Origin of the sequence: Levilactobacillus parabrevis, assembly GCF_044051715.1 — a bacterium.
GTDB lineage: Bacteria > Bacillota > Bacilli > Lactobacillales > Lactobacillaceae > Levilactobacillus > Levilactobacillus parabrevis.
The window spans coordinates 889,144-910,523 of sequence record NZ_CP168688.1; the positions used below are offsets into that span (position 1 = coordinate 889,144).

Here is a 21,380-nt window from a genome sequence, read left to right on the forward strand (position 1 = left end):
TTACGCATCCAAAGCTAAGAGGGTCAGTGCTACCGTTGGCTATTATTCGCACGGCCATTTTTCACGAGTAACACCGACTAAGACGGTCCATGTTAAATAGCTTTAAAGCAGTTGCTAAATAACTTAAGACATATCGAGGTGAAATTTATATGAAACGACTGATCGCGGGTCTGGCCGTCGTTGGGCTGAGCCTCTTCCTGGGGACGACGACCAGCGATGTGGCCAACGCGGCAACGGCTACGTCGCTGGCTTCATCATCAACGACCCAGACTACCGCAGCCAAGGAAGAATCCACTTCATCTGAATCAGCTGGCTCTTCTTCCAGCTCGTCAACGGCGTCGAGTTCAACAACTAAGCCCAAGGCCAAGCCAAAGCCACGAGTGACTTACCGCAAAGTCATCGGTAGGCAAAAAGTGAACTACTACACCAAAATCGGGACCAACCGAAAGCATAACTACAAGGTGTACCGAACGGGAGGCGCCAAGTCTTCGGCCCAGAATATGAAGGCCATTTCGACTGGTCGGTACTACGCGAAGAAAAAGGTCCACATTACCCGCGAAGAAAAGATGGGCGATGGGACTTGGCTGAAATTTACGTATAAGCATACGCGAACGGGGTGGATTCACCGCAACGGGACCGTCAAATCCTACCGGTGGCTCAACATCCCTTTGATTGCGCAACGTCCCCAACTTCCGACTGGCTGTGAAATCACGGCTACCGCAATGATGCTCCAATACGCTGGGGCGAAAGTCACCAAGATGTCGCTGGCCAAAGAGATGCCGCGGAGTTCAAACCCCAACAAGGGCTTCGTTGGGAGTCCCTATTCGAAGACTGGTTGGTGGATCTATCCCAAGGGCCTCATGAAGACTGTCAGACATCATCTCGGCTCAGCTACAGATATGACCGGGGCTTCGTTTAACAAGATGAAGACCAAAATCAATCACGGCCATCCCGTCGTTATCTGGGTCGCTGGTGTCGATGGCTTTGTGAACCACGCTGTCACGCTTTCTGGCTACAGCAAGACGCGGGCCTACTACAATGACCCATGGACCAAGCGGAAAACAAGCATGACCATAGCTAGCCTGCACAATCACCGGAAACATGATGCCTATCGGGCTTTGAGCTATTAATCAAGTTTATATTTAATAAATTCACAAAGGAGCAAAGTATAATGAAGAAACAATGGCTATCTACATTACTCGTCATTGCCGGTCTAAGCAGCGTTGGTATGACTACCTCCGCACAAGCTAAGACCAGTTACTACACCAATAACCCGGGCATTATCCGGGTCAAGAAGACGGTTGCCTACTACAAGGACGCTGCTAAGAAACACCACGTGGCAACAGTTCATAAGGGCCACTACGCCAAGATTTCCAAGGTGGTAACGGTTAAAGGGCACGCGCCCGTTCTGAAGACCAACACTGGCAAGTACGTTACTGCCAACAAGGCATGCGTTGCCAAGACGAAGGGCTACCAAAACCCGAAGAAGTATTATCAAGTCAATTACAAGCAGATCAAGCCTTACGGTAAGGTAGGGTATACGGTCAAACGGGGTTATGAGGGGATTAAGACTTGGAAAATCATGCGGCGTTTGGGTACCGCCAATGGTTATAACAAATATAATTCTGCAGCCTACTACGCTGTCAAAAACTTTCAGCGTAAGCACCATCTGAAGGCGACTGGGAACGTCAATGAAAAGACGTGGGTTAAGTTAGGCTTCTCTAAGTCCAGCTGGAAGAGTATTGATTCATACGTAGCCCCATTGGGTGCTCACGCCTGGAATGGCCGTTCAGCCCACATTGAAGCGATGATTAAGCAAGCCTACAAGTACAAGGGCAATCCTTACTTAGTCGGCTCTTCATCTAAGCCAGTTTACGGCACGGACTGTTCTGGTTTGGTTATGCAGTCACTATATGCTGGTGGTATCAACACTAAACCAATCAGTGCCATCCATCATGCTTACCCCGGTAACGAGTGGAATTCTCGCAACCTGTGGGCTAGCAAGAAGTTCCAACACGTCGCCTACAGTCACAAGAAGCGTGGGGACTTGGTCTTCTATTACCAACCAGGCACCCACACGATTTGGCACGTTGCCATTTACTTAGGTAAGGGCAAGGTCATCGAAAGTTGGCCACCACGGATCATGGTCCAACCGATCAAGAACGGCCAACGTTCTAACGTGGCTGGGATTGCGCGTGTGTTCCACTAATTTTAGATATTTCAACGCATATAAATAATAGTTCTTCATCAATGAGTGTTGATGGAGACTTGGAGGGGGTTCAATTCGTTGACGAGTTGGGCCCTTTTTTTGTACTACTGATGGTTGAAAATAGGGGAGTAAATCTTTAATTGTTCATCTAATTTTGCGGTAATTATGGCGTTCGTGGTCCTTCAATCTGAGAATGATGTTAGTTTTGTAAACAATCATTGCACATCCCGGTAAAAAGTTTAAATAGCACACAACTAAACGTGAAACGTGATTTATTTATCATGTGATTTAACGGTCCTTATTTAAAAATATAATTATGAGAAACACTGTTACACCAATGCTTTTGGACACCTTCAAAAACATTTATGTGCCACAAAATTTTATGCCGTTGATTATTCCTCACAACCTGACTATAATGGATAGTAAATAGAGCTTATAGAATGATATGCGGTATAAGTTCGGCATCAAAGTATCTGATTTTTGGTCATAGTTAATGAGGGGGACCAATCATGAAGGATTTCGAACGGAAAACACATTATAAGATGTACAAGTCACATAAGGGCTGGCTTGTGGCTGGTATCACGGTTACCAGTATGGCAGTCGGTATTATTGCGGGACCACAAGCGACGCAGACGGCGCAAGCAGCTGACGAGCCAGGAACAGAAAGTGTTGAACAGGGTCAGCCAGCAAGTGGCGCTCCGGAAGTTGCTTTGAAGACGGCAGCTAATCAGTCGGCCAGCGGTACACCTGCTGCCGGAGCTGGTGAGCAGCAAGAACAGAATCAGCCACAAAAACCGACACCGCCACAGGCACCTGCGGAGAATTCTAATGACGGAATCAAGGATTCAAAAGAGTCACAAGAGCCACAAGAGCCACAAGAACATCAGCATGATGTTGAGAGTTCGACTCAGGATCCAGCGGATGACACCACTGGAGATAAGCAGGTTACACCAGAAGTAGAAAGCTTAGATGTCACACCAGCGCCAACTAACGTGAAAACCGGGATCACAGTTCAAAATCCGGATAACTTGACAGATAAGGTTACGGGTCAGCCAGTGTTCAACGTCAGCAAGACCCAGCGGCTTCAATATACTTATGATCACACTGACGCTAATGGGGTTAGTTCCGACTTACGCGTTGTCGACGGTTATAACGCGAAGTATCAAGCACAGGGGTCTGGGACTTGGGTAGGCGAGACATACGCCAACAATATCGCGCAAGATGCTAAGGGAATGGATATGAACTCCCCATTAAAGTACAGCGATGGCACGCATCCACTCTACATTGACGAATGGCTGCCCGATTCTGGTTTACAATACTTCATTTGGCAAAGCAATTTTACTAAGCAGTTCGCAACGATTGATGACTTCCGAAATAACTTTACGAAGGCCGATCTCGCAACGGTGACGAGTCTTTCCGCGGATCAAAACCTGCAAGCGGCCAACAGTAGTAACCAGGCTTCAACTTACTATTATGCGTTGATGTCGATGACCACACTGGAAGGGCTTCAGAACGCGACGAATCTTCAAAGCCTGTATCTTTACCCTAATCTTTTAGTCAGTGTCAATACGTTTGGCAATGGTTATCAATCTGGGAATTTATGGGATATTCGGGCGTTAAGCAACTTAAACAAGTTGCAGAGTGTTAACGTGTCGTTTTTCTCTGTGAATGATATTTCTGCGCTGAGTAATAAGGATCAGTTGACAACTGTTCGGATGTCCTATAATCAAATTACCGATATCTCACCACTAGCGACGGACAAGAGCCTGGACATCAAGACGGGCACCGAGTTACAAGAACAACATGTTTTGTTGGCCCCAATCACCGTTAGCACGGCGCTTGCAAAGGGTCAGAACGTTACGGCTGATGGGACATTGAGTTACACGACACCATCCTTTATCATCAAAAACCTGTCGGCAGCTAACTTGCCGGTTACAGGCTTTGATAATGCTAACAATGCGAAATATCCGTCCCTGTTCCCATCCAGTGCCGATGCTGGGAACATCAACAGTAATACCTTGAACTGGTACAACTTACTTACTGGAACGGACACAGACTATGGTAGCCTATCCACAACTTGGTCTGATCCAAACAGTAGCTTCGGTGGGTACATCATTCAACCGTACGATATGGCTGAAGATGTCAGTGATTTAAATGTCAACATTCAACTCCTTCAAGCCAATGGGCAACAACTCAACTTGGCCCCCGCAACACTGATCTCGGGTGATGTGGGTTCCGATGTCAACGTGCAAGCCAATGCCACGGTCATGACCTTCCTGAACCAGCAAATTGCCAAAGGATACACCTTCTCTGGCTTGATTCTAGATGGTACGGGTCTGTACTCTGATTGGGCGGCGGACAATGGCAAAGCAACGCGTCAGACAAGCTGGACCACGACTTTGACGGATGCGCATAAGACCTGGACAATCCTGTTCTACAAGGACGTTTTACCATGGGATGTCTCCGTTGATTATGGGACTAAGGATGCCGCGGGGAACTTCACGCCAATCACCAATGAAGATGGGACGTCAGTTACCGACAGCTACAGCGGGACGTCAGCTGCTCAGGTCGCCCTGAACAGTTACCAGAAGGACTTCCCAGATTACGTGTACACCGGTGCTGAGACCAGCGTGGATGGCACGACCTGGACCGATATCAGTCAATCCACCGACATTCCATTTGTCGGGGCTAAACAAGCCATTCGCATGGTTTACGCCAACGCCAAGCGCGCGACCGTTACCATCAAGGATGCCACTACTGGCAAGACTGTTCAGACGTTAGACTACACGACTAATCCCGAACTGCGGGGCGCCATTGGGAGTACCAGTACCTTTGACTCCGCTTCAGTGATTGATCCAGCCGTGGCTAAAGGCTACAAGCTGGTCAGCGATACCACTAAGAATGCCGATGGGACCAGCGCAATTGTCTTTGGCAAAGATGCCGACACCAATCTCGACTTTACGATTACGTTAGCTCACGACTTTAAGACGACTGAAAAGGCCGTTACTGAAAAGATTGCGTACCAGGATCAGCAACAAAAGCAGGTCGCCGCTCCGGTAACGAAGACTATGACCTTTGCTACGGTAACTGATCAAGTCACCCAAGACGCTGTGACCTACAGCAATCCGGCTGCCACTGGCACGCCAGAATTGGATGTTACCGGTCAGCCAACCGATACCAATTGGGCTGTTTACAAGGACGGTGACCAATTAGCATTCGCTGCTGTTAAGAATCCAACTGTAGCTGGGATGCACGTCGCTTCAACGACTGATCCAGCCAAGGATTTGACACAAGCCACGGCACAGGCAGTTACGCCGGATAGTGCCGATGTGGCCGTTGTTGTGACCTATGCGGCGGATGCCACAACCGGTGGCGGCGGTGATAACGGTGGCGGTGCCGACATCGTCAAGCCTGGTAAGGAACCAGCAACGACGCCTAAGACACCAGCTAAGAAGGCTAAGACACCTGATAAGGTCGCAACAACGCCTAAGGCCAAGGGTGGCCAAGCAGCCGTTGTTACGGCCGGTGGTCAAGGCGCTAAGGTGCAACAGCTAACCACGCCTACCAAGCGCGTACAGTCACAGAAGGCACCTGTTAAGTTGGCTCAAAGCAAGACCGAATTGCCACAGACCAACGAACAACGGGGGAGCAGTTTAGCTCTTGTTGGATTGGCACTGTTGGGAAGCCTAGTCGGGTTAGCTGGTTGGAAGAAGCGGGAACACTAAGTGAGCGTTTTAAATTGAATCGGATTTGGCACCGTCTGGTTGTCCTTAGGGATGACGGGCGGTGCTTTTTAGGTCCCGTTAAATTAATCGAAAATGAGAAGACAGGTCGGACTGCCAGTTATAAACGGTCTTATTTTTCATTCTGCGTAACACCTCACGTGGTTCCCACCAGCCAAAAGTGTATAATGAGGATATTCTAATAATTCAGGAGGAAATCATGGCAAAATCCACACATTTTTACGAATTATTCCAACCAACGCATTACAACGTTTACTTAGACATTGACCGTGCCACAAAGACCATCTCTGGGACGTCCACCATTACCGGTGACGCCAAGGAGACCGGCATCGCCATCCACCAGAAGTTTATGACCATCAGCGCCGTCAAAGCCGACGGTCAAGATGTGCCATTTACCTTCGATGACGAGACCGAGGGCATCCATATCGACCTGGGTAAGACCGGCGAGACCACGCTGACCATCGACTTCACCGCACCTCTGACCGACAGCATGATGGGCATCTACCCATCTTACTACGACGTCGATGGCGAGAAGAAGCTGATCATCGGGACGCAATTTGAAACGACTGCTGCCCGCCAAGCCTTCCCCTGTGTCGACGAACCCGAAGCCAAGGCAACCTTTGACCTGGCCATCAAGTTCGACGAACACGACGGTGAAACCATCATCAGCAACATGCCTGAGACCAAGACCGAAAACGGCGTCCACTACTTCGACACCACAGTCCGTATGTCCACATACCTGATCGCCTTTGCTTTCGGGGAAATGCAGAGCAAGCTGACGACCACTAAGAGCGGGGTGCAAGTCGGTGTTTTTGCCACCAAGGCGCACCAAGCCAAGGAACTCGACTTCGCCTTAGATATTGCCAAGCGCTCCATCGAATTCTACGAAGACTTCTACCAGACGCCATATCCACTCCCACACTCTTGGCAAATGGCCTTACCCGACTTCTCAGCCGGTGCCATGGAAAACTGGGGTCTGGTCACGTATCGTGAAGCCTACTTATTGTTAGATCCCGACAACACCTCATTTGAAACCAAGCAACGGGTCGCAACGGTTATCGCTCACGAACTCGCGCACCAATGGTTCGGTGACCTGGTTACCATGAAGTGGTGGGATGACCTCTGGTTGAACGAAAGTTTTGCCAACATGATGGAATACGTTGCTATCAACGCCATCGAACCCGACTGGCACATCTGGGAAGTCTTCCAGACGACTGAGGCCCCAATGGCGCTCCAACGGGATGCCACCGATGGCGTGCAGTCCGTTCACGTGCAAGTTGAAGACCCCGCCGAAATCGATGCCTTATTCGACAGTGCCATCGTTTACGCCAAGGGTGCCCGGATGCTCGTCATGGTCCGTGCCTTGATCGGTGACAATGCCTTGCGTCAAGGCTTGAAGGCCTACTTCGCCGCTCACCATTACGGTAACGCTACCGGGGCTGACCTCTGGGCCGCACTGGGTGACGCTTCCGGTATGAACGTCGGTGCCATCATGAACTCTTGGTTGGAACAACCCGGTTATCCGGTCGTTTCCGCCGCAGTGGTCGATGGCAAATTAACCATTACCCAGCAGCAATTCTTCGTGGGTGAGGGTAAGGATGCCGGTCGTCAATGGCAGGTACCGTTGAACAGTAACTACAGTGCCGCTCCAGCCATCTTCGCCGACCAATCTGCCACCTTAGGGGACTACGCCGCTCTACGCAAGGCCAGTGGCGAACCGTTCCGTTTGAACGTGGGCAACAATTCTCACTTTATCGTGAAGTACGATGACACCTTGTTACAAGACATCCTCGCTAACCTGGATTCCTTGGATGCCATCACTCAGTTACAATTGCTACAAGACTTGCGGTTATTAGCCGAAGGTCGCCAAATTTCCTACGCGGCAATTGTGCCATTACTGGACCGTTTCGCTGCCAGCCATTCCACGGTTGTCAACGATGTCTTATACGGGGTTGCCAGCAACCTGAAGAAGTTTGTGACGCCAGATTCTACCGAAGAACAGCAGTTACAAGCCTTATTCGATAAGCTGAGTGCCAGTCAAGTTGCTCGGTTAGGCTGGACGCCTAAGGCCGGCGAATCTAACGATGACCAATTAACGCGGCCATACGTCTTGAACGCTACCTTATACGCCAAGAATGCTGAATCGATTGCTGCGGCTCACGCGGTCTTCGTTGCCCACCAGGACAACCCAGGAACGTTGCCAGCCGCAATCCGGGTCTTCATTTTAGCCAACGAAATCAAGCATTTCGGCAGTGACCAGTTGTTTGATCAATTGTTGAACGACTACCGGTCATCCAGCGATGCCGGCTACAAGGCAGACTTATCTGCTGCACTGCCAACGACGCCAGACGCCAAGCAGATTGCCAAATTAATCACGTTGTTTGAAGATGCTGAAACCATCAAGCCACAGGACTTGCGGGCTTGGTACCGCGGTGTTCTGGGCAACGACAAGGGACAACAAGCCGCTTGGGACTGGATCAGAAACGACTGGCAATGGCTGGAAGATACGGTCGGTGGTGACATGGAATTCACCACGTACATCACCGTTACCGCTGGTATCTTCCACACGCCAGCCCGTTTAGCTGAATTCAAGGCCTTCTTCACACCAAAGGTCAATACCCCAGGCTTAACCCGGGAAATCAAGATGGACACTAAGGTCATCGAGAGCCGAGTTGACTTGGTAGAAGCCGAGAAAGATGCCGTTCACGCTGCAGTTGCCAAGACGGTGAAGTAAGCGCGGATTATTTTAAAAGTAAGTTATCGTGAGCAGTTACCAGTAACTTTGGTAGCTGCTTTTTTGACCTCTACTTACTACTAATGTAATTTTTCGCAATCCAGTCGCATTTTTCTGCCAGTTCGTGAGAAGAATTGGTTTAAGCCAATAATTGTTTCCGTGCTAATGGAGGCGGCGCTGCCGATACTGCCGGTGTTATAACATGGAATATGGTATACTAAATCTACTATTTTCAAGTTAAGTGACTTGACCAACTGGTGACTGCCACCGATACTGGCGTTCGCCTTTTACGTGAAAGAGGGTTGTCATGAACGACGTCATCAACTATTTTCAATCAATTAGAATTCGCGGGCTGGGGTGGCTCCTGCTCATCAGCTTGTACCTATTTGCCAATCAACCTATCCTGATTATCGTCTACATTTATTTGGCGGCAGTGATGGTCGTGCGGACCTGGCTCGCCCAGTTTCCTCGACCGGCGAAGTTGGGACTAACCGCTGCTTATGGGCTCCTGCTGGCCCTGCAGATTATCTTCATTTCGGTGGTGGTCTTTCCCATGCGGGGATGGTCGCCCGTGTACTTTCCGGCTAAAATTTTAGGCGTTATTATTATTCTCGTTCCGTTATGGGTCGAACGGTTCGTCACGACCAACAATCAGACGGTTTTCTATTTGCCGACGGTCGAAGAGGCGGCAACGGTCAGCTTCGATGAGCTGCGGCAGAGTGCCGACAAGCTGAGTGACCTCATGAACACGGCGGCCGAGGCCAAGGACAAGGTTTCGGTTGCACACGTGAAGACGATTCTGGAAGACTTACCCCGTCATAGTTCGGTGCGGTACATCAACCACGGGACGCTCACGAATGCTTACTTTGATGCGGCGGATGCCACCCTGGGTGATACCAACTTGTATCTGGCTGTGTCCAATACGGGGAGTGCCGCTAGCGAGATGATCTCGGTATTTACCCGTAAGCAGTTCAACCACGTGTCACTGGCCTTTGACCGCGATCTGGAGACCATCATCAGTTACAACGGGGGCGACAACGTTTACCCACCGGGGATGAATGCCGAAACGCTGGAGTTCTTCCATCAGAAGGCGGGCGCGTCTCTGCTGGTCTACAGTTTGCCGGTGACCGCGGCACAAAAGGAGTTCGTGATCGACAAGATCGATGAGATCAATCGTGAGGGAAGTGCCTACAACATGCTGGGGCTGGTGTCCAAGCATTCCGCTAAGCCCAACATCATGTTCTGTTCCCAGTTCGTCTATAAAATGCTCAAGATGGCGGGAGTGGCCTACTTTGACATGAAGGATGGTGCGGTCCGGCCAACGGACTTCATCGAACAGGATTACTATAAGAAATTGAAATTTGATTACGAACTGAAATTCTAAGTTATATGGGAGATTGCAAGAATTATCCGAACACTTATTAGAACCTCATCTGTTCCCAGAAGACCTCTAATGGTGTACGCCAATTCAAGCATTCTAATGGCATGGTGTTCATTTTCCAATTGATATCGACCAGTTCTTCATCAGTAATATCTTCGATGGGCCGCCCTTTAGGAACAAAACGCCGTAATATTTTGTTTCGTTGCTCATTAGTTCCACGTTCATGAGGAGAATAGGCATGCGCAAAGTACATAAGCTTGCCCGTTTCGTCTTCGAATTCTTGATATTTGGCGAATTCCTTACCATGATCGACCGTAACGGTTTTAAAGTTATCTCCCAACAAGCTAGCAATATCCACTAATACAGCTTTCATCGCACCACTATCGCGTCCAGATAAACGGCGAGTGATGGTTAAACGTGAGGCGCGGTCAACCACTGTGGCCAAAGCTTGACCTTTCTTTTTCCCGGATAGAACAGTGTCCGCCTCGAACTGACCAATCGTCTTGCGACCGTTGTTAGTTCGCTCTTCAATTGATCGACCACAAGCAGCCTTACCGCGAGTTTCATGGCTACGCTGGTAACGAATAGCTCTATCAGGCAACTCCTCAGAGGTGATTTCTAAGCGGCCCTGAGCTAACCAATTATAGAAGTTTCGCTTAGCCTCACCGGTTAATTGTGCAATTTGTGCAAAAGAGAGATGCCGTACACGAATCCCCTCAGTAATAAAATCATTGAGATTTGCGGTCAAGTTGGTTTTTCTTCCCCGCTGAGTGCGACGCGAAGTTGTTTGATTCTGAGCCGCCGTAGCAGAGTATGGCTGGTCCCGTAAACGATGTAGTTCATAAGAGATGGTCGAGACGCTCCGATTAAGGTGTCGCGCAATTGATCGCAGTGATTTTGCGGAATCATGCCAATCTTGGATGACAGCTCGTTCTTGAAATGATAAAGTAGACTTACTCATAGAGGTTCTCCTTTGATAGTGTTGTGGTAATTCTATTAAAGGCCTCTATGGGCTTTTTTGTCTACAAGTGTTCGGTTATATTTTACAATCTCCCATATCAAAAGGGCGAGCTACCGGCGTTTTATGCTGGTGGCTCGCTCTTACTTTGTAAAGTTTGTGAAAGGGACTATACACCTATGGGGTGAAGCAGTTATACTGACTGGAATGGTGAGAAACGGAAGAAAATGGTCAAGGCAGGTGTATAGCCAACGGGAGGACACAAAATGACAATGGTTGAGGGTGGCAAGCTGAAACAAGTTATTAAAGTTAAGGATCGGAAAGAGTACGACAAGGTTATGAAAATCTTGTTGCCTACGGGAAATGAACCGACTGATACGGAGAAGGCTCATATTGAACGCGCAGTTATTGCATTTAAGAAGGCATTAGAGACACCCGATGTATAGAACCCATATTTCAAAGATAAGTTCGCAAGAATCATTGGTCAAATTTGACTGTGGCGAGCCAACTGTTAATCGTTTTTTAAGAGAACGGGCTGCTTGGGCCGATCAGTTAGGGAAAACTTCAACGACCGTCTTGGAAGCGAAAGATAAGAGGGTGATTGTTGGATTCTATGCATTGTCCGCGAGTATTGTAGAGGTTCAGAGCGCATACGATGCACAAATATTTCGAAACTTACTGGATGATTCATCGTGGCTTAGCCAAGCGGTAATCCCGTATCCTGCTATTGAGATTACTTGGCTAGGTGTGGAGCGAAGTCTTCAGAATCAAAAGAATGGTACAAAGTTGATCCTAGATATATTTGAACAAGTACTAATTGCCAGATTCAAGTTGAACATTGGCCTTATTGGGATTCAAGTTGCTGCATTACCTGGTGCCTTGGAATTCTATCAACAATTAGGAGTTGAATATTTACATGCTGATTATGACACTGTGCCAGCTATACTGGAAACTTATCCGATGTTTGTCAAAATTGAGGTGGTCATTGAAATCATGAAGCGTCTAAAATTGGCATAAAAAGATGACTGCTCAAGAGCTAATGTTAAGCTTCTGAGCAGTCATCTTTTGTTAGTGAGAATTAGTCGTTTAAGTTATACCGTAACTTCATGTGTTCGGAACCAAACGTTACCATGTCACCCAATAACTTCGTTTGACGGGTGAAGGATTCATCGGAAAGCTTTTCGTTGGCTTCCTTCAGGATCTTGATGTCGGCACCGTCAATAATAGCGGCATCCGTTTCGTGTTGGATCTTCCGGTAAGCAGACATTGCTTCTAAGGCGAAGGTGTTACGGAAGTCTTCGTAAAGACTGTAATCCGTGTCACCCAGTAGTGCCGTAGTACAGCTCAACCAGTACATGTGGTTCATGTTGAACGTCCCGTCAGCGTCTTTGTAAGCAGCTGGCGTGTCATCAACGTTAGCGTAGAATGGCACAACCGTGTTGAACGTGTTGGCACCAAAGGCTAACCAGTGGATCCCGGCGATACTGTCGGGCACGTTATTTCTGATTTGTAAGATGTGCACATCGTGGTTCCGGTTGATCCCGATTGGACGGAACAACGTCTTGTCGTCTTCAGAGCCGTGGCCGTAAACATCGTACTTCGTGTTTTCAAAGTGAGAGCTCAAAACGAATTTTACGTCGTCGATTGAGATCTTCCGGTTGGCGTGACAGATGAATGGCAAGTCTTGGTCCTGAGGATCTTGTTCGATTTCAGGATTGAAGTACTTCTGACCAAACCAAGCACGGGGGTTGTTGTAGACCGTGTCCTTGATGGAAGCACTGCCGAAGATGTGACGCAGGTTAACATGGTCGAAGTCGGGGTTCAGGCTGTACTTGGTGATCAAGTCTTCCAAGTCGTCTGAAGCCAAGGTATCTTCGGCACTAAAGTCAAAGTCGTCAATGTTCATGCGGTTAGGCGCAACCACGTAGGCGTCGTCTGGAATCCGCTTAGCAGCCCAGTGATGCCCACCAATGGTTTCTAACCACCAGATTTCGTTGTTGTCGGAGAAGGCAATCCCGTTTGGTTCGTAGGTTCCGAATTCTTCCAGCAGGCTACCTAAACGCTTCACACCATCGCGAGCGCTGTGAATGTATGGCAAGACCAACGTTACCAGGTCTTCTTCACCGATTCCGCCGTCAACGTAGGGGTCGATCCCCAACACGCGGGAGTTCGTGGTAATGGTTTCGGTGGCAGACATCGCAATGTTTTCACTGTTGATGCCGGCTGCTGGCCAGATACCGTTGGTTAAGATGGAGTTAGGAATTGAGGTGTAACGCAGTGGGTTGTCGGGTAACTTGATTTGCACACCGCTGATCACCGCTTGGTAATCGCGAGGTTGGTCATCAGGGTTGACCACAACGAACCGTTCTGGGTCTAGGGCTTCGTGGCCGTCATCGTTCCGTGAAATGATGGTGGAGCCGTCTAAGGAAGCCTTTTTCCCTACTAAAATCGTGGTACATGAACCTTTAATTCTCTTCGTCATGAATACAGCACTCCTTTTAAAAAACATTATAGCATTGATAGCAGGAGCGTTGAAGTGGTTGGTCAGTCTTCGGGGGCTTTTGTGATATTCATTTCAGCCTTTTGCTGGTCGGTGAGGAGCGGTTTCAGCTCAGTTGATTGAGGGGGGATAGTGGAGCGGTGGCGAAACAGTAGAAAGGGGCCAGCCGCAGTAACGACTGGTCCCAATACGAGAATCATGTAAAGATTGTTATGCACCGTTTCGTTAGAAAAGCTCGGCGTGTGTGCCGATGGAAATTAAAAAGACTTGGTTAGTTTCCGGCAAAATCGTATAAATTAAGAGATGATCGCCATTTTTGCCATCCAAGTGACATTCCGTGATGCTAACGGAAATATGCTGCTTTGAGAGTAGAAACATGATTTGTTTGGCAAGCTGTTGTTTTCCATGTAAGCGATGAGGACAGAAGTAACTTGGTATTGGAGTGCCCGATAGTAGACAAGATATGACGATGTCCCAGGCCGGACGATTTTCACCTTAGTGGTGCAGTGCCACTGAAGACGCGGTTCCAACGCGGTGTCTTTTGAACATTCTTGAACTGTTGCTTGAATTTTCGAGTTGGGTGAATGGTGTAAGTGACCACCTAATTTGATAAGCCTTTGTTTAAAGCATCTAGCGTTGTATAGGATTCAAGTTCTTCTTTGCCATTTAAGGCGTTAAGCACCTCATCAATGAAAGCAAGTAGATCAGCCTCGGTGATTGTTGGTGAGGGAGATATCTGATTGTCGGCAATACTCGTGATAATAGTCTGTAGTAAATGTGTGAGGGAAATACCGTTCATCTGTAAGTTGGTTTCCGCACGCTTTCTAATCTCAGAATCAATGTCGATTTGAATTTTGTCTTTGGTTGCCATAGTAAATGGCCTCCTTCTTGAGTAATCCGAGTTTAGCATACTCGAATGGAGATAGTTGGAAACTTGCTTGAAATTAGTCACGGGAATCATTCCTTTCTAATTAACTACGTAAAAATCGCTTCATTATTTTTTTGAAATAAAACTTTTTAATTTAATTTGGCGTAACTAGAAAAGGGGCCAGCCGCAGTAACGACTGGTCCCAATAAATAGTGATGTGAAGTGTGAAAGAAACTAGGCTTCCAATTGAACAACGTCTTCCGTTGTAGCAGATGCCAACAATGGCAAGAGGTGCGCCGTAATTTTTTGAATGGCTGTTGGGCAGGTGGCCGTCAGATCGGCAAACTCATCGGCTGATAGTCGTTGCGTGATGGCAATGGTCAGCGCGTTCGCCAGGGTGGGAGCGGCCATGCCAAAGATATCAGCGCCGACCAAGTGATGGGCGGCATCCAAAACGACCGTCATTTCGGCCGCAACCTCGTGGGGGCCTTTGGTGCCAGTAAGCTTGCCATAAGGAATCTGGGCGATCTGGTAGTCGGAATTACCGGCGGCTTCGGCAGCGCTGATTCCGACCCGCGCAATGCGAGGGCAGGCGGACAGGACGTTGGGGAGAACCGGGTAACTGATTGGCGTGGTATCGCCCAGAATTTGAGCGGCGATGTAGTTGGATTCAAAGGTGGCCGTTGCGGGTGTCTTGGCAACGGTTTTGGCGATGACATCCCCACTGGCGTAGATGTTGTGGCTGGTAGCACGCAGATGATCGTCCACGACGATCCCGTTATCGCTAGTGTAAATGCCAGCATTTTCCAAACCCAGCATCTGGGTATTGGGTTCATGTCCCGTTGTCGCCAGTACGTAGTCGGTGGCAATGGTCAGACCGCTTTCCGTCGTGACACCGTAACCCGTTGCCGTTTCATCGACGCTATGGACAGGTTCGCGGAACCGAATGTCGACGCCGGCTTGTTGCAGGCGGACTAATAATTTTGTGACGTAGCGGGGCGCAAAGTTCTTAGCTGCTCGTGCACCGTGGGTTAAGATGGTAACCTTGGTGCCGAGATATTGCGCTAGAGAGGCAAACTTAAGGGCAAGGACCCCAGCACCGATAATGGTTAAGTGGTTGGGTAGTTGCTTCAGGCTCAGAAAGTCTTGACCGTCGTGAAGATATTCCTTACCCATAATAGCAGGTAGTACGGCGTGTTGGCCGGTGCCCAGCACGATATTTTCAGCGAAAATGTGTTGGCTACCGATCTGAATCATGTGTTTACCCATCAGGATACCAGTACCGTGAATGAGCGTGATGTCGTATTTAGCGAAGAGGGTCATCAGTTGTTGGGTTTGGGTGTCGCTAACGTGTTGCCGGTACGCTGTCACGTCTGCCCAAGTAAAGTCGTCAGTATCACTGGCCAGGTCTTGAGGGTGTGCCGTCAACGCGGTGGCTTCGTCCAAGGTACTGGTTCCACCAACGCGGTCCTTTTCAATCAGGACCACTGACTTGCCAGCTTTTCGTAAAGCAACGGCGGCGTGCCAGTTGGCGTGGCCACTGCCGATAAATGCGACATCGTAATGCATCATAAAAATAAGTTACCTCTTTCTCTTTTCCTAAGTGTCAATAAATAGTCGTGCACGACTGATTGCTGAAAATAAATAACTGCTAATCTAGCATTTTTTCAAGAGTCGCAATTAATTCATGATTCTGTTTCAGGGTGCTTTGGTAGCGTTCTGGATCAATATTCTGCTGGGTGACGCACAGACGGATCGCTTGAAAAATAGCGGTCTTGCTAGTTCTCCCTTTTTCCGTGAGTTGGATAATTAATTGACGATGGTCCGAAGAACCAAGTTGGCGAGTCAACCACCCTTTATTCTCCATCCTTTTCAGGAGCGGGGTCAGGGTGTTACTGCCAAAGTCTAATTGTTCACCCAATGCGTGGAGGGGTTGGCGATCCTCTTCCCACAGCGCCAAAAGTACCAAGTATTGGGGATAAGTCAGTGCAAACGGTTGGAGTGCTTGCTGATAGAACTTGATAAAAAGGCGGCTTGCGTGGTACACCGAAAAGCAGAGTTGGTTGGCCAGGGTCATATCTGAGTCTTCCACGAGTAGTTCCTCCAATTCGGTTGCGTGCGATTTAATTTACTATAAGCGAATATGTGCTGGCTGTCAACTATTTCAGGGTATTTTGTGAAAAAAAGCTGTTCGGGTATCCGTTCGGTTGTATCGGTTGACGTTTGCCAGTAGAATAGAAGCATTGAGAAGAAGGAGTAAGCATTGATGGACTTAGCGGCAGCGCAACATATTTTAAAGACCACGTTTGGGTACGATGACTTTCGGCCCGGGCAACAGGCGGTCATCGAGCACGTCATGGCGGGGGAGAACAGCCTGGCCATTATGCCCACGGGTGGTGGGAAGTCTCTGTGTTACCAGATTCCTGCGCTGATGTTCGACGGGATTACGGTTGTGGTGTCGCCACTGATCTCCTTAATGAAGGATCAGGTCGATGCGTTAAATGATAGTGGCATCCCCGCGACATTTATCAACAGTTCGGTGGACTGGCCGGATATTCAAGAACGCCTGGCCGGACTACACAATGGCGCTTATAAATTGCTGTATGTGGCACCCGAACGGCTAGATTCGGCGGCATTTCTGCAGGCACTGGGCCAACTGCCAGTGGACTTGTTGGCGGTTGACGAAGCGCACTGTATTTCACAGTGGGGACACGACTTCCGGCCGAGTTACTTGGCATTGAGTACGGCCATTGAGCAACTGCCAACGCAACCGCAGGTATTGGCGTTAACGGCGACGGCTACCGAACAAGTGGCGGCCGATATTTGTCAGCAGTTACAGATTGACCCGCAGAATGAGGTCAATACCGGATTTGCCCGCGACAACCTGGACTTAACGGTGGTCAAGGATCAGGATACCGACCGGTTTATTTTGGACTACTTGAAGGTCAATCAGGGCGAGACGGGGATCATCTATGCCAGCACGCGCAAGGAAGTTACCCGGTTGACGACGCTGTTGACCCGGCACCACGTTAAGGCGGCCGCCTATCATGCGGGTCTGAGCGACGACGAACGACGCGCAAATCAGGAGGACTTCCTCTACGATCGGATTCAGGTGATGGTTGCGACTAACGCCTTTGGAATGGGTATCGACAAGAGTAATGTGCGTTTCGTGATTCACGCGCAGGTACCCGGAACGTTGGAAGCCTACTATCAGGAGGCTGGCCGGGCCGGTCGGGATGGGTTGCCGAGTGAGGCTATCCTACTGTATCGAGCTCAGGACCTCCAGATTCAACACTTTTTCATTGACCAATCTGAGCGTGACGAAAGCAATAAGCAACGCGAATACCAGAAGCTGCAGGTGATGAGTCAGTACGCTAATACACAGGGCTGCCTACAACAGTTCATCCTCGCCTACTTTGGGGAGGATTCAGAACCGTGTGGCCGTTGTAGTAACTGTCGTGATGATCGTGAAGCCCAAGATATTACGGTGTCGGCGCAAAAGGTCTTGTCGTGTGTCGTTCGGCTGCGGTCACGGTTTGGCAAGGGAATCGTGGCGCAAGTTTTAACGGGAGCGCACAATCAACGCGTGCGAGACAACCATTTGGAAGAGCTATCGACCTATGGCATTATGAGTGGTCAACGCCAGAAGAGCGTCGGTGAACTGATTGACTTTCTGACGGCGGCGGGCTATTTGCAAAGTGTCGGCGGACAGTATCCCACGCTAGCGATTACCCAGGAGGGTGCGAGCGTGCTGAAAGGGGAGACACAGGTTTTCCGGAAGATGGCACGCAAGGCCAAGCGGCTGGCACCGGTGGATGATGAACTCTTTGGTAAACTGCGGGAGTTACGGCATCAGCTGGCGGAAGATCAGCACGTGCCGCCGTTCGTCATCTTCTCGGACCGGTCGTTACATGGTATGTGCGAGGTACTTCCGCAAGACGACGAGGCTTTCTTGTCGGTCAAGGGTGTGGGACAGAGCAAGCTGGAGAAGTATGGCGAAGCCTTCATGACGATTATTCGTGAGGACCAGGCGGCTAAGGCATAGCGTGTCGCTCATGTGCACGCTTACGGCTGTCAGCGATTCCGCTGCTGTGAGGACCGGCGAAAGCCTGTGAAGCGGTCTTTCACCTCGCTTTTGAGCCACGAGAAGCATGTGTCTCAAAAGCGTCCAGTGATGTAGTCTGTCAAAAAACGCCAGACTACATCACTCTCACGGCTGGCTCCATCCCTGACCTCCTGCAGCTAAATACGTTTGATGACTTTAGTCAATGTGGCGCCTGCCCCATGATGGTAAATAAATGATCTCGAAGTGACGCGATGAACGCCACTTTTTTAATACCTGCAGGTTCACTGGCGTCTTAGGTACTGATGTTGGATGATAGGTGTCGTGTGAAGACGAGGAAAGCGTGTCGATTGAAATAATGTTTGGGCTAGAACTAGCTTAGCACGGGCGATTGTTTCTCCCCGTGTTTACGGCCATGGGACGACCTTGGAAACTCGCGGTTGGGGCGAGGTTTCAAGTCGAGGTAAAAGACCGCTTTTGGCTTTTACCGTTCCCCACAGCGGCGGCGCTACCGGCAGCCGCAGACGACGATTCTAGCCCAGAACTTGCGAGTCTATATGCTTGGGTCGTTCAGGGGGGTATGGTACTCTTAAAGGCGCTGTGTTGCTCAAGTCTAGCAGAGGAGGGTTCTGCCATGTCTGATCCAGATTTCATTGAGATTGTGAATGACCGTGAGAATAACCTGAAAAATATTAGCCTCAAGATTCCTAAGAATCGCCTGACCGTCTTCACTGGGGTCTCTGGTTCCGGTAAGTCTTCCATCGTCTTCGATACAATTGCGCAAGAGGCTGGACGTCAGTTGAATAGTACATATGATAGTTTTACCCGAACCTTTCTGCCGAATTATCGGCGACCAGATGTTGATGAGGTACGGAACCTCTCGACTGCCATCGTGATCGATCAAAAGCCGCTGGGCGGAAATGCGCGTTCAACCCTAGGAACGGTCAGCGATATTAGTCCCTTGTTGCGAATCTTATTCTCACGATTCGGCACGCCACATTATGGGACGGCCAGTAATGCCTTTTCCTTCAATGATCCGGCCGGTATGTGTCCAACCTGTGAGGGGATTGGGAAGACCTACGTGGTCAAACGCGATGCGATTTTAGATCCAGAGAAATCACTCAACGATGGTGCCATCTTATTGCCCGGTTATGGGCCGCAGACCTTTTTGTTTCAAACGTTGGTGGCGACCGGTTGGTTTGATTTGGATCAACCGGTTAAGGAATTTTCACCTGAAAAGCTAGCGCAACTCTTAAATGGGGAACAGTCAGTGCGGGTCAATTATAAGGATTCAGTCTTTAATGTGAAATTTGAAGGTTTGGAACGACTGTTTTACCGGCAGAACTTGAAGGTCGGCAAAGGGATCAGTGAGGGCGCCCGGAAGAAAATTGAGAAATTTGCGACCATGAGTCCTTGCCCAGATTGTCACGGAACGCGATTCAATCCTGAAGTTTTAGCCGTAAAGATCAATGGCTATAATCTCTATGACTTGACCGCCATGCAGCTAACGGATTTGCGGACGACCCTGGCCGAATTTAGTGATGCCCGGATGTCGAACTTAATTGACAGCATTCAGGAACGGGTCGAGGGATTGATCGACGTGGGTCTCGACTATCTCAGTCTGACGCGGGAGACGACGACACTTTCTGGTGGTGAGTCACAGCGGGTCAAGACGGTCAAGTATCTGGCTAATAGCCTGACGAACCTGCTGTATATTTTGGATGAACCCAGCACGGGCTTGCATCCTAGAGACGTTCATCGCCTCAACGACCTCCTGATCAAGCTGCGCCAGAAGGGTAACACGGTCCTAGTGGTTGAGCATGATCCGGATGTGATTCAGGTGGCGGACTACGTGGTCGATGTTGGCCCGCGGGCCGGTATTCATGGCGGACAGATCACCTTTACTGGCACGTATCCAGAGCTGTTAAAGTCCGAAACGTTAACGGCAAAATACCTGAATCGGCACTTAGCCATCAAGGATGCGCCAAGGTTGCCGGAAAAGTTTATCACGAGTGAACCGAGTCGTCGGCACAACCTTAAGGATGCTATTTTGAAAATCCCAGTTGGGCTATTCACGGTGGTGACGGGGGTGGCGGGTTCTGGCAAGAGTACCTTGGTTGAACAGGTCTTTGCCAAGGAACATCCCGAGGCCATTCGGATTGACCAACGGGCGCTACACGCAAACAGTCGGTCCAATCCGGCTACTTACATGGGTGTTCTTAATGACATTCGTAAATTGTTGGCAGCGGAGAACGGCGTCAGCGAAAGCTTGTTCAGTGCCAATTCGAAGGGTGCGTGCCCGCAATGTGGGGGCAAAGGGGTCGTGGAGCTGAATTTATCCTTTATGGAAAACGCCACGGTCACGTGTTCACTGTGTCACGGTGGACGATTTGACCCGCAAGTACTGACATACCAGTTCAAGGGAAAGAATATTGAAGAGATTATGGCGATGACGGTGGAGGAGGCCACGGCTTTCTTTGCGGGGACTAAGGTCGTTGCTAAGCTCAAAAACGTTTTGACCGTGGGACTGGCATACTTGGCATTGGGACAACCATTGAGTACGTTGTCCGGAGGCGAGGGACAACGACTTAAAATTGCGAAGGAATTAAATAAGCGAGGAAACATTTACATCCTCGACGAACCCACAACGGGGTTGCATCCTTCGGACATCGTGACAATTGTCCAAATCATCAATGATTTAGTGGACAAAGGAAACACAGTGATTGTGATTGAACATAACCTAGATGTTATGCGCAGTGCCGATTGGCTGATCGATATTGGTCCGGATGGTGGGACTAATGGGGGTGAGGTCTTGTATGCCGGATCAGTGGCTGGCGTGCGGACGATCCCACGTTCGGTAACGGGACAGTACCTTTAAAAATAAATCGAATAAATTTAGGCGGCCAATCTTTCCCGGATTGCCG

General features: G+C 49.3%; 14 protein-coding genes. 9 read left to right on the forward strand and 5 right to left on the reverse strand.

Annotated elements, in window-relative coordinates; genetic code table 11:
* Positions 1 to 149 precede the first annotated feature (149 nt).
* From ACEPSU_RS04255 to ACEPSU_RS04275, 5 genes are all read left to right on the forward strand, one after another.
* Complete coding sequence (locus tag ACEPSU_RS04255) at positions 150 to 1,130, forward strand: C39 family peptidase (RefSeq protein ID WP_395322927.1); 981 nt, start codon at positions 150 to 152, stop codon at positions 1,128 to 1,130.
* A gap of 41 nt (positions 1,131 to 1,171) precedes the next feature.
* Positions 1,172 to 2,209, forward strand: coding sequence for a DUF5776 domain-containing protein (locus ACEPSU_RS04260; protein ID WP_395322928.1), 1,038 nt, complete (start codon positions 1,172 to 1,174; stop codon positions 2,207 to 2,209).
* A gap of 509 nt (positions 2,210 to 2,718) precedes the next feature.
* Positions 2,719 to 5,934 (forward strand): mucin-binding protein, encoded by a 3,216-nt coding sequence (locus ACEPSU_RS04265; protein ID WP_395322929.1) that lies wholly within the window; start codon positions 2,719 to 2,721, stop codon positions 5,932 to 5,934.
* 217 nt (positions 5,935 to 6,151) lie between these two features.
* On the forward strand, positions 6,152 to 8,686 hold the full coding sequence (locus ACEPSU_RS04270) for a M1 family metallopeptidase (RefSeq protein WP_395322930.1): 2,535 nt from the start codon (positions 6,152 to 6,154) through the stop codon (positions 8,684 to 8,686).
* 307 nt (positions 8,687 to 8,993) lie between these two features.
* Positions 8,994 to 10,070, forward strand: coding sequence for a hypothetical protein (locus ACEPSU_RS04275; protein WP_395322931.1), 1,077 nt, complete (start codon positions 8,994 to 8,996; stop codon positions 10,068 to 10,070).
* A 37-nt stretch (positions 10,071 to 10,107) separates the two neighbouring features.
* Here ACEPSU_RS04275 and ACEPSU_RS04280 read toward each other — a convergent pair whose 3' ends face one another.
* Entirely contained in the window at positions 10,108 to 11,028 is a 921-nt protein-coding gene (locus ACEPSU_RS04280; protein WP_056944246.1) for an IS30 family transposase, read from the reverse strand.
* 263 nt (positions 11,029 to 11,291) lie between these two features.
* Here ACEPSU_RS04280 and ACEPSU_RS04285 point away from each other — a divergent pair, with 263 nt between their 5' ends.
* Together ACEPSU_RS04285 and ACEPSU_RS04290 are read left to right on the forward strand one after the other, a co-directional pair.
* Positions 11,292 to 11,471, forward strand: coding sequence for a hypothetical protein (locus ACEPSU_RS04285; RefSeq protein WP_020089618.1), 180 nt, complete (start codon positions 11,292 to 11,294; stop codon positions 11,469 to 11,471).
* A 34-nt stretch (positions 11,472 to 11,505) separates the two neighbouring features.
* On the forward strand, positions 11,506 to 12,042 hold the full coding sequence (locus ACEPSU_RS04290) for a hypothetical protein (protein ID WP_395361612.1): 537 nt from the start codon (positions 11,506 to 11,508) through the stop codon (positions 12,040 to 12,042).
* A 61-nt stretch (positions 12,043 to 12,103) separates the two neighbouring features.
* On the opposite strand, the gene ACEPSU_RS04295 is transcribed toward ACEPSU_RS04290, so the two are convergent.
* The 4 genes from ACEPSU_RS04295 to ACEPSU_RS04310 form a co-directional block, all read right to left on the reverse strand.
* Positions 12,104 to 13,507 carry a C69 family dipeptidase gene (locus ACEPSU_RS04295; protein ID WP_395322933.1) on the reverse strand — a complete coding sequence of 468 codons (1,404 nt, stop codon included), beginning with the start codon at positions 13,505 to 13,507 and terminating at the stop codon, positions 12,104 to 12,106.
* Between the two features lie 619 nt (positions 13,508 to 14,126).
* Positions 14,127 to 14,396: a hypothetical protein gene (locus ACEPSU_RS04300; protein ID WP_395322934.1), complete on the reverse strand. Its 270-nt coding sequence runs from the start codon at positions 14,394 to 14,396 to the stop codon at positions 14,127 to 14,129.
* Positions 14,397 to 14,627: 231 nt separating this feature from the next.
* Positions 14,628 to 15,965 carry an FAD-dependent oxidoreductase gene (locus tag ACEPSU_RS04305; RefSeq protein ID WP_395323563.1) on the reverse strand — a complete coding sequence of 446 codons (1,338 nt, stop codon included), beginning with the start codon at positions 15,963 to 15,965 and terminating at the stop codon, positions 14,628 to 14,630.
* 79 nt (positions 15,966 to 16,044) lie between these two features.
* Positions 16,045 to 16,485 (reverse strand): MarR family winged helix-turn-helix transcriptional regulator, encoded by a 441-nt coding sequence (locus ACEPSU_RS04310; protein ID WP_260339844.1) that lies wholly within the window; start codon positions 16,483 to 16,485, stop codon positions 16,045 to 16,047.
* 174 nt (positions 16,486 to 16,659) lie between these two features.
* Between ACEPSU_RS04310 and recQ the strand changes: the two genes are divergently transcribed.
* Both recQ and ACEPSU_RS04320 read left to right on the forward strand, forming a co-directional pair.
* Complete coding sequence (recQ, locus tag ACEPSU_RS04315; protein ID WP_395322936.1) at positions 16,660 to 18,438, forward strand: DNA helicase RecQ; 1,779 nt, start codon at positions 16,660 to 16,662, stop codon at positions 18,436 to 18,438.
* A 652-nt stretch (positions 18,439 to 19,090) separates the two neighbouring features.
* The gene (locus ACEPSU_RS04320) at positions 19,091 to 21,334 is read left to right on the forward strand and encodes an ATP-binding cassette domain-containing protein (protein WP_395323565.1); all 2,244 of its coding nucleotides are present in this window, start codon (positions 19,091 to 19,093) and stop codon (positions 21,332 to 21,334) included.
* The last annotated feature ends 46 nt before the right edge of the window (positions 21,335 to 21,380 follow it).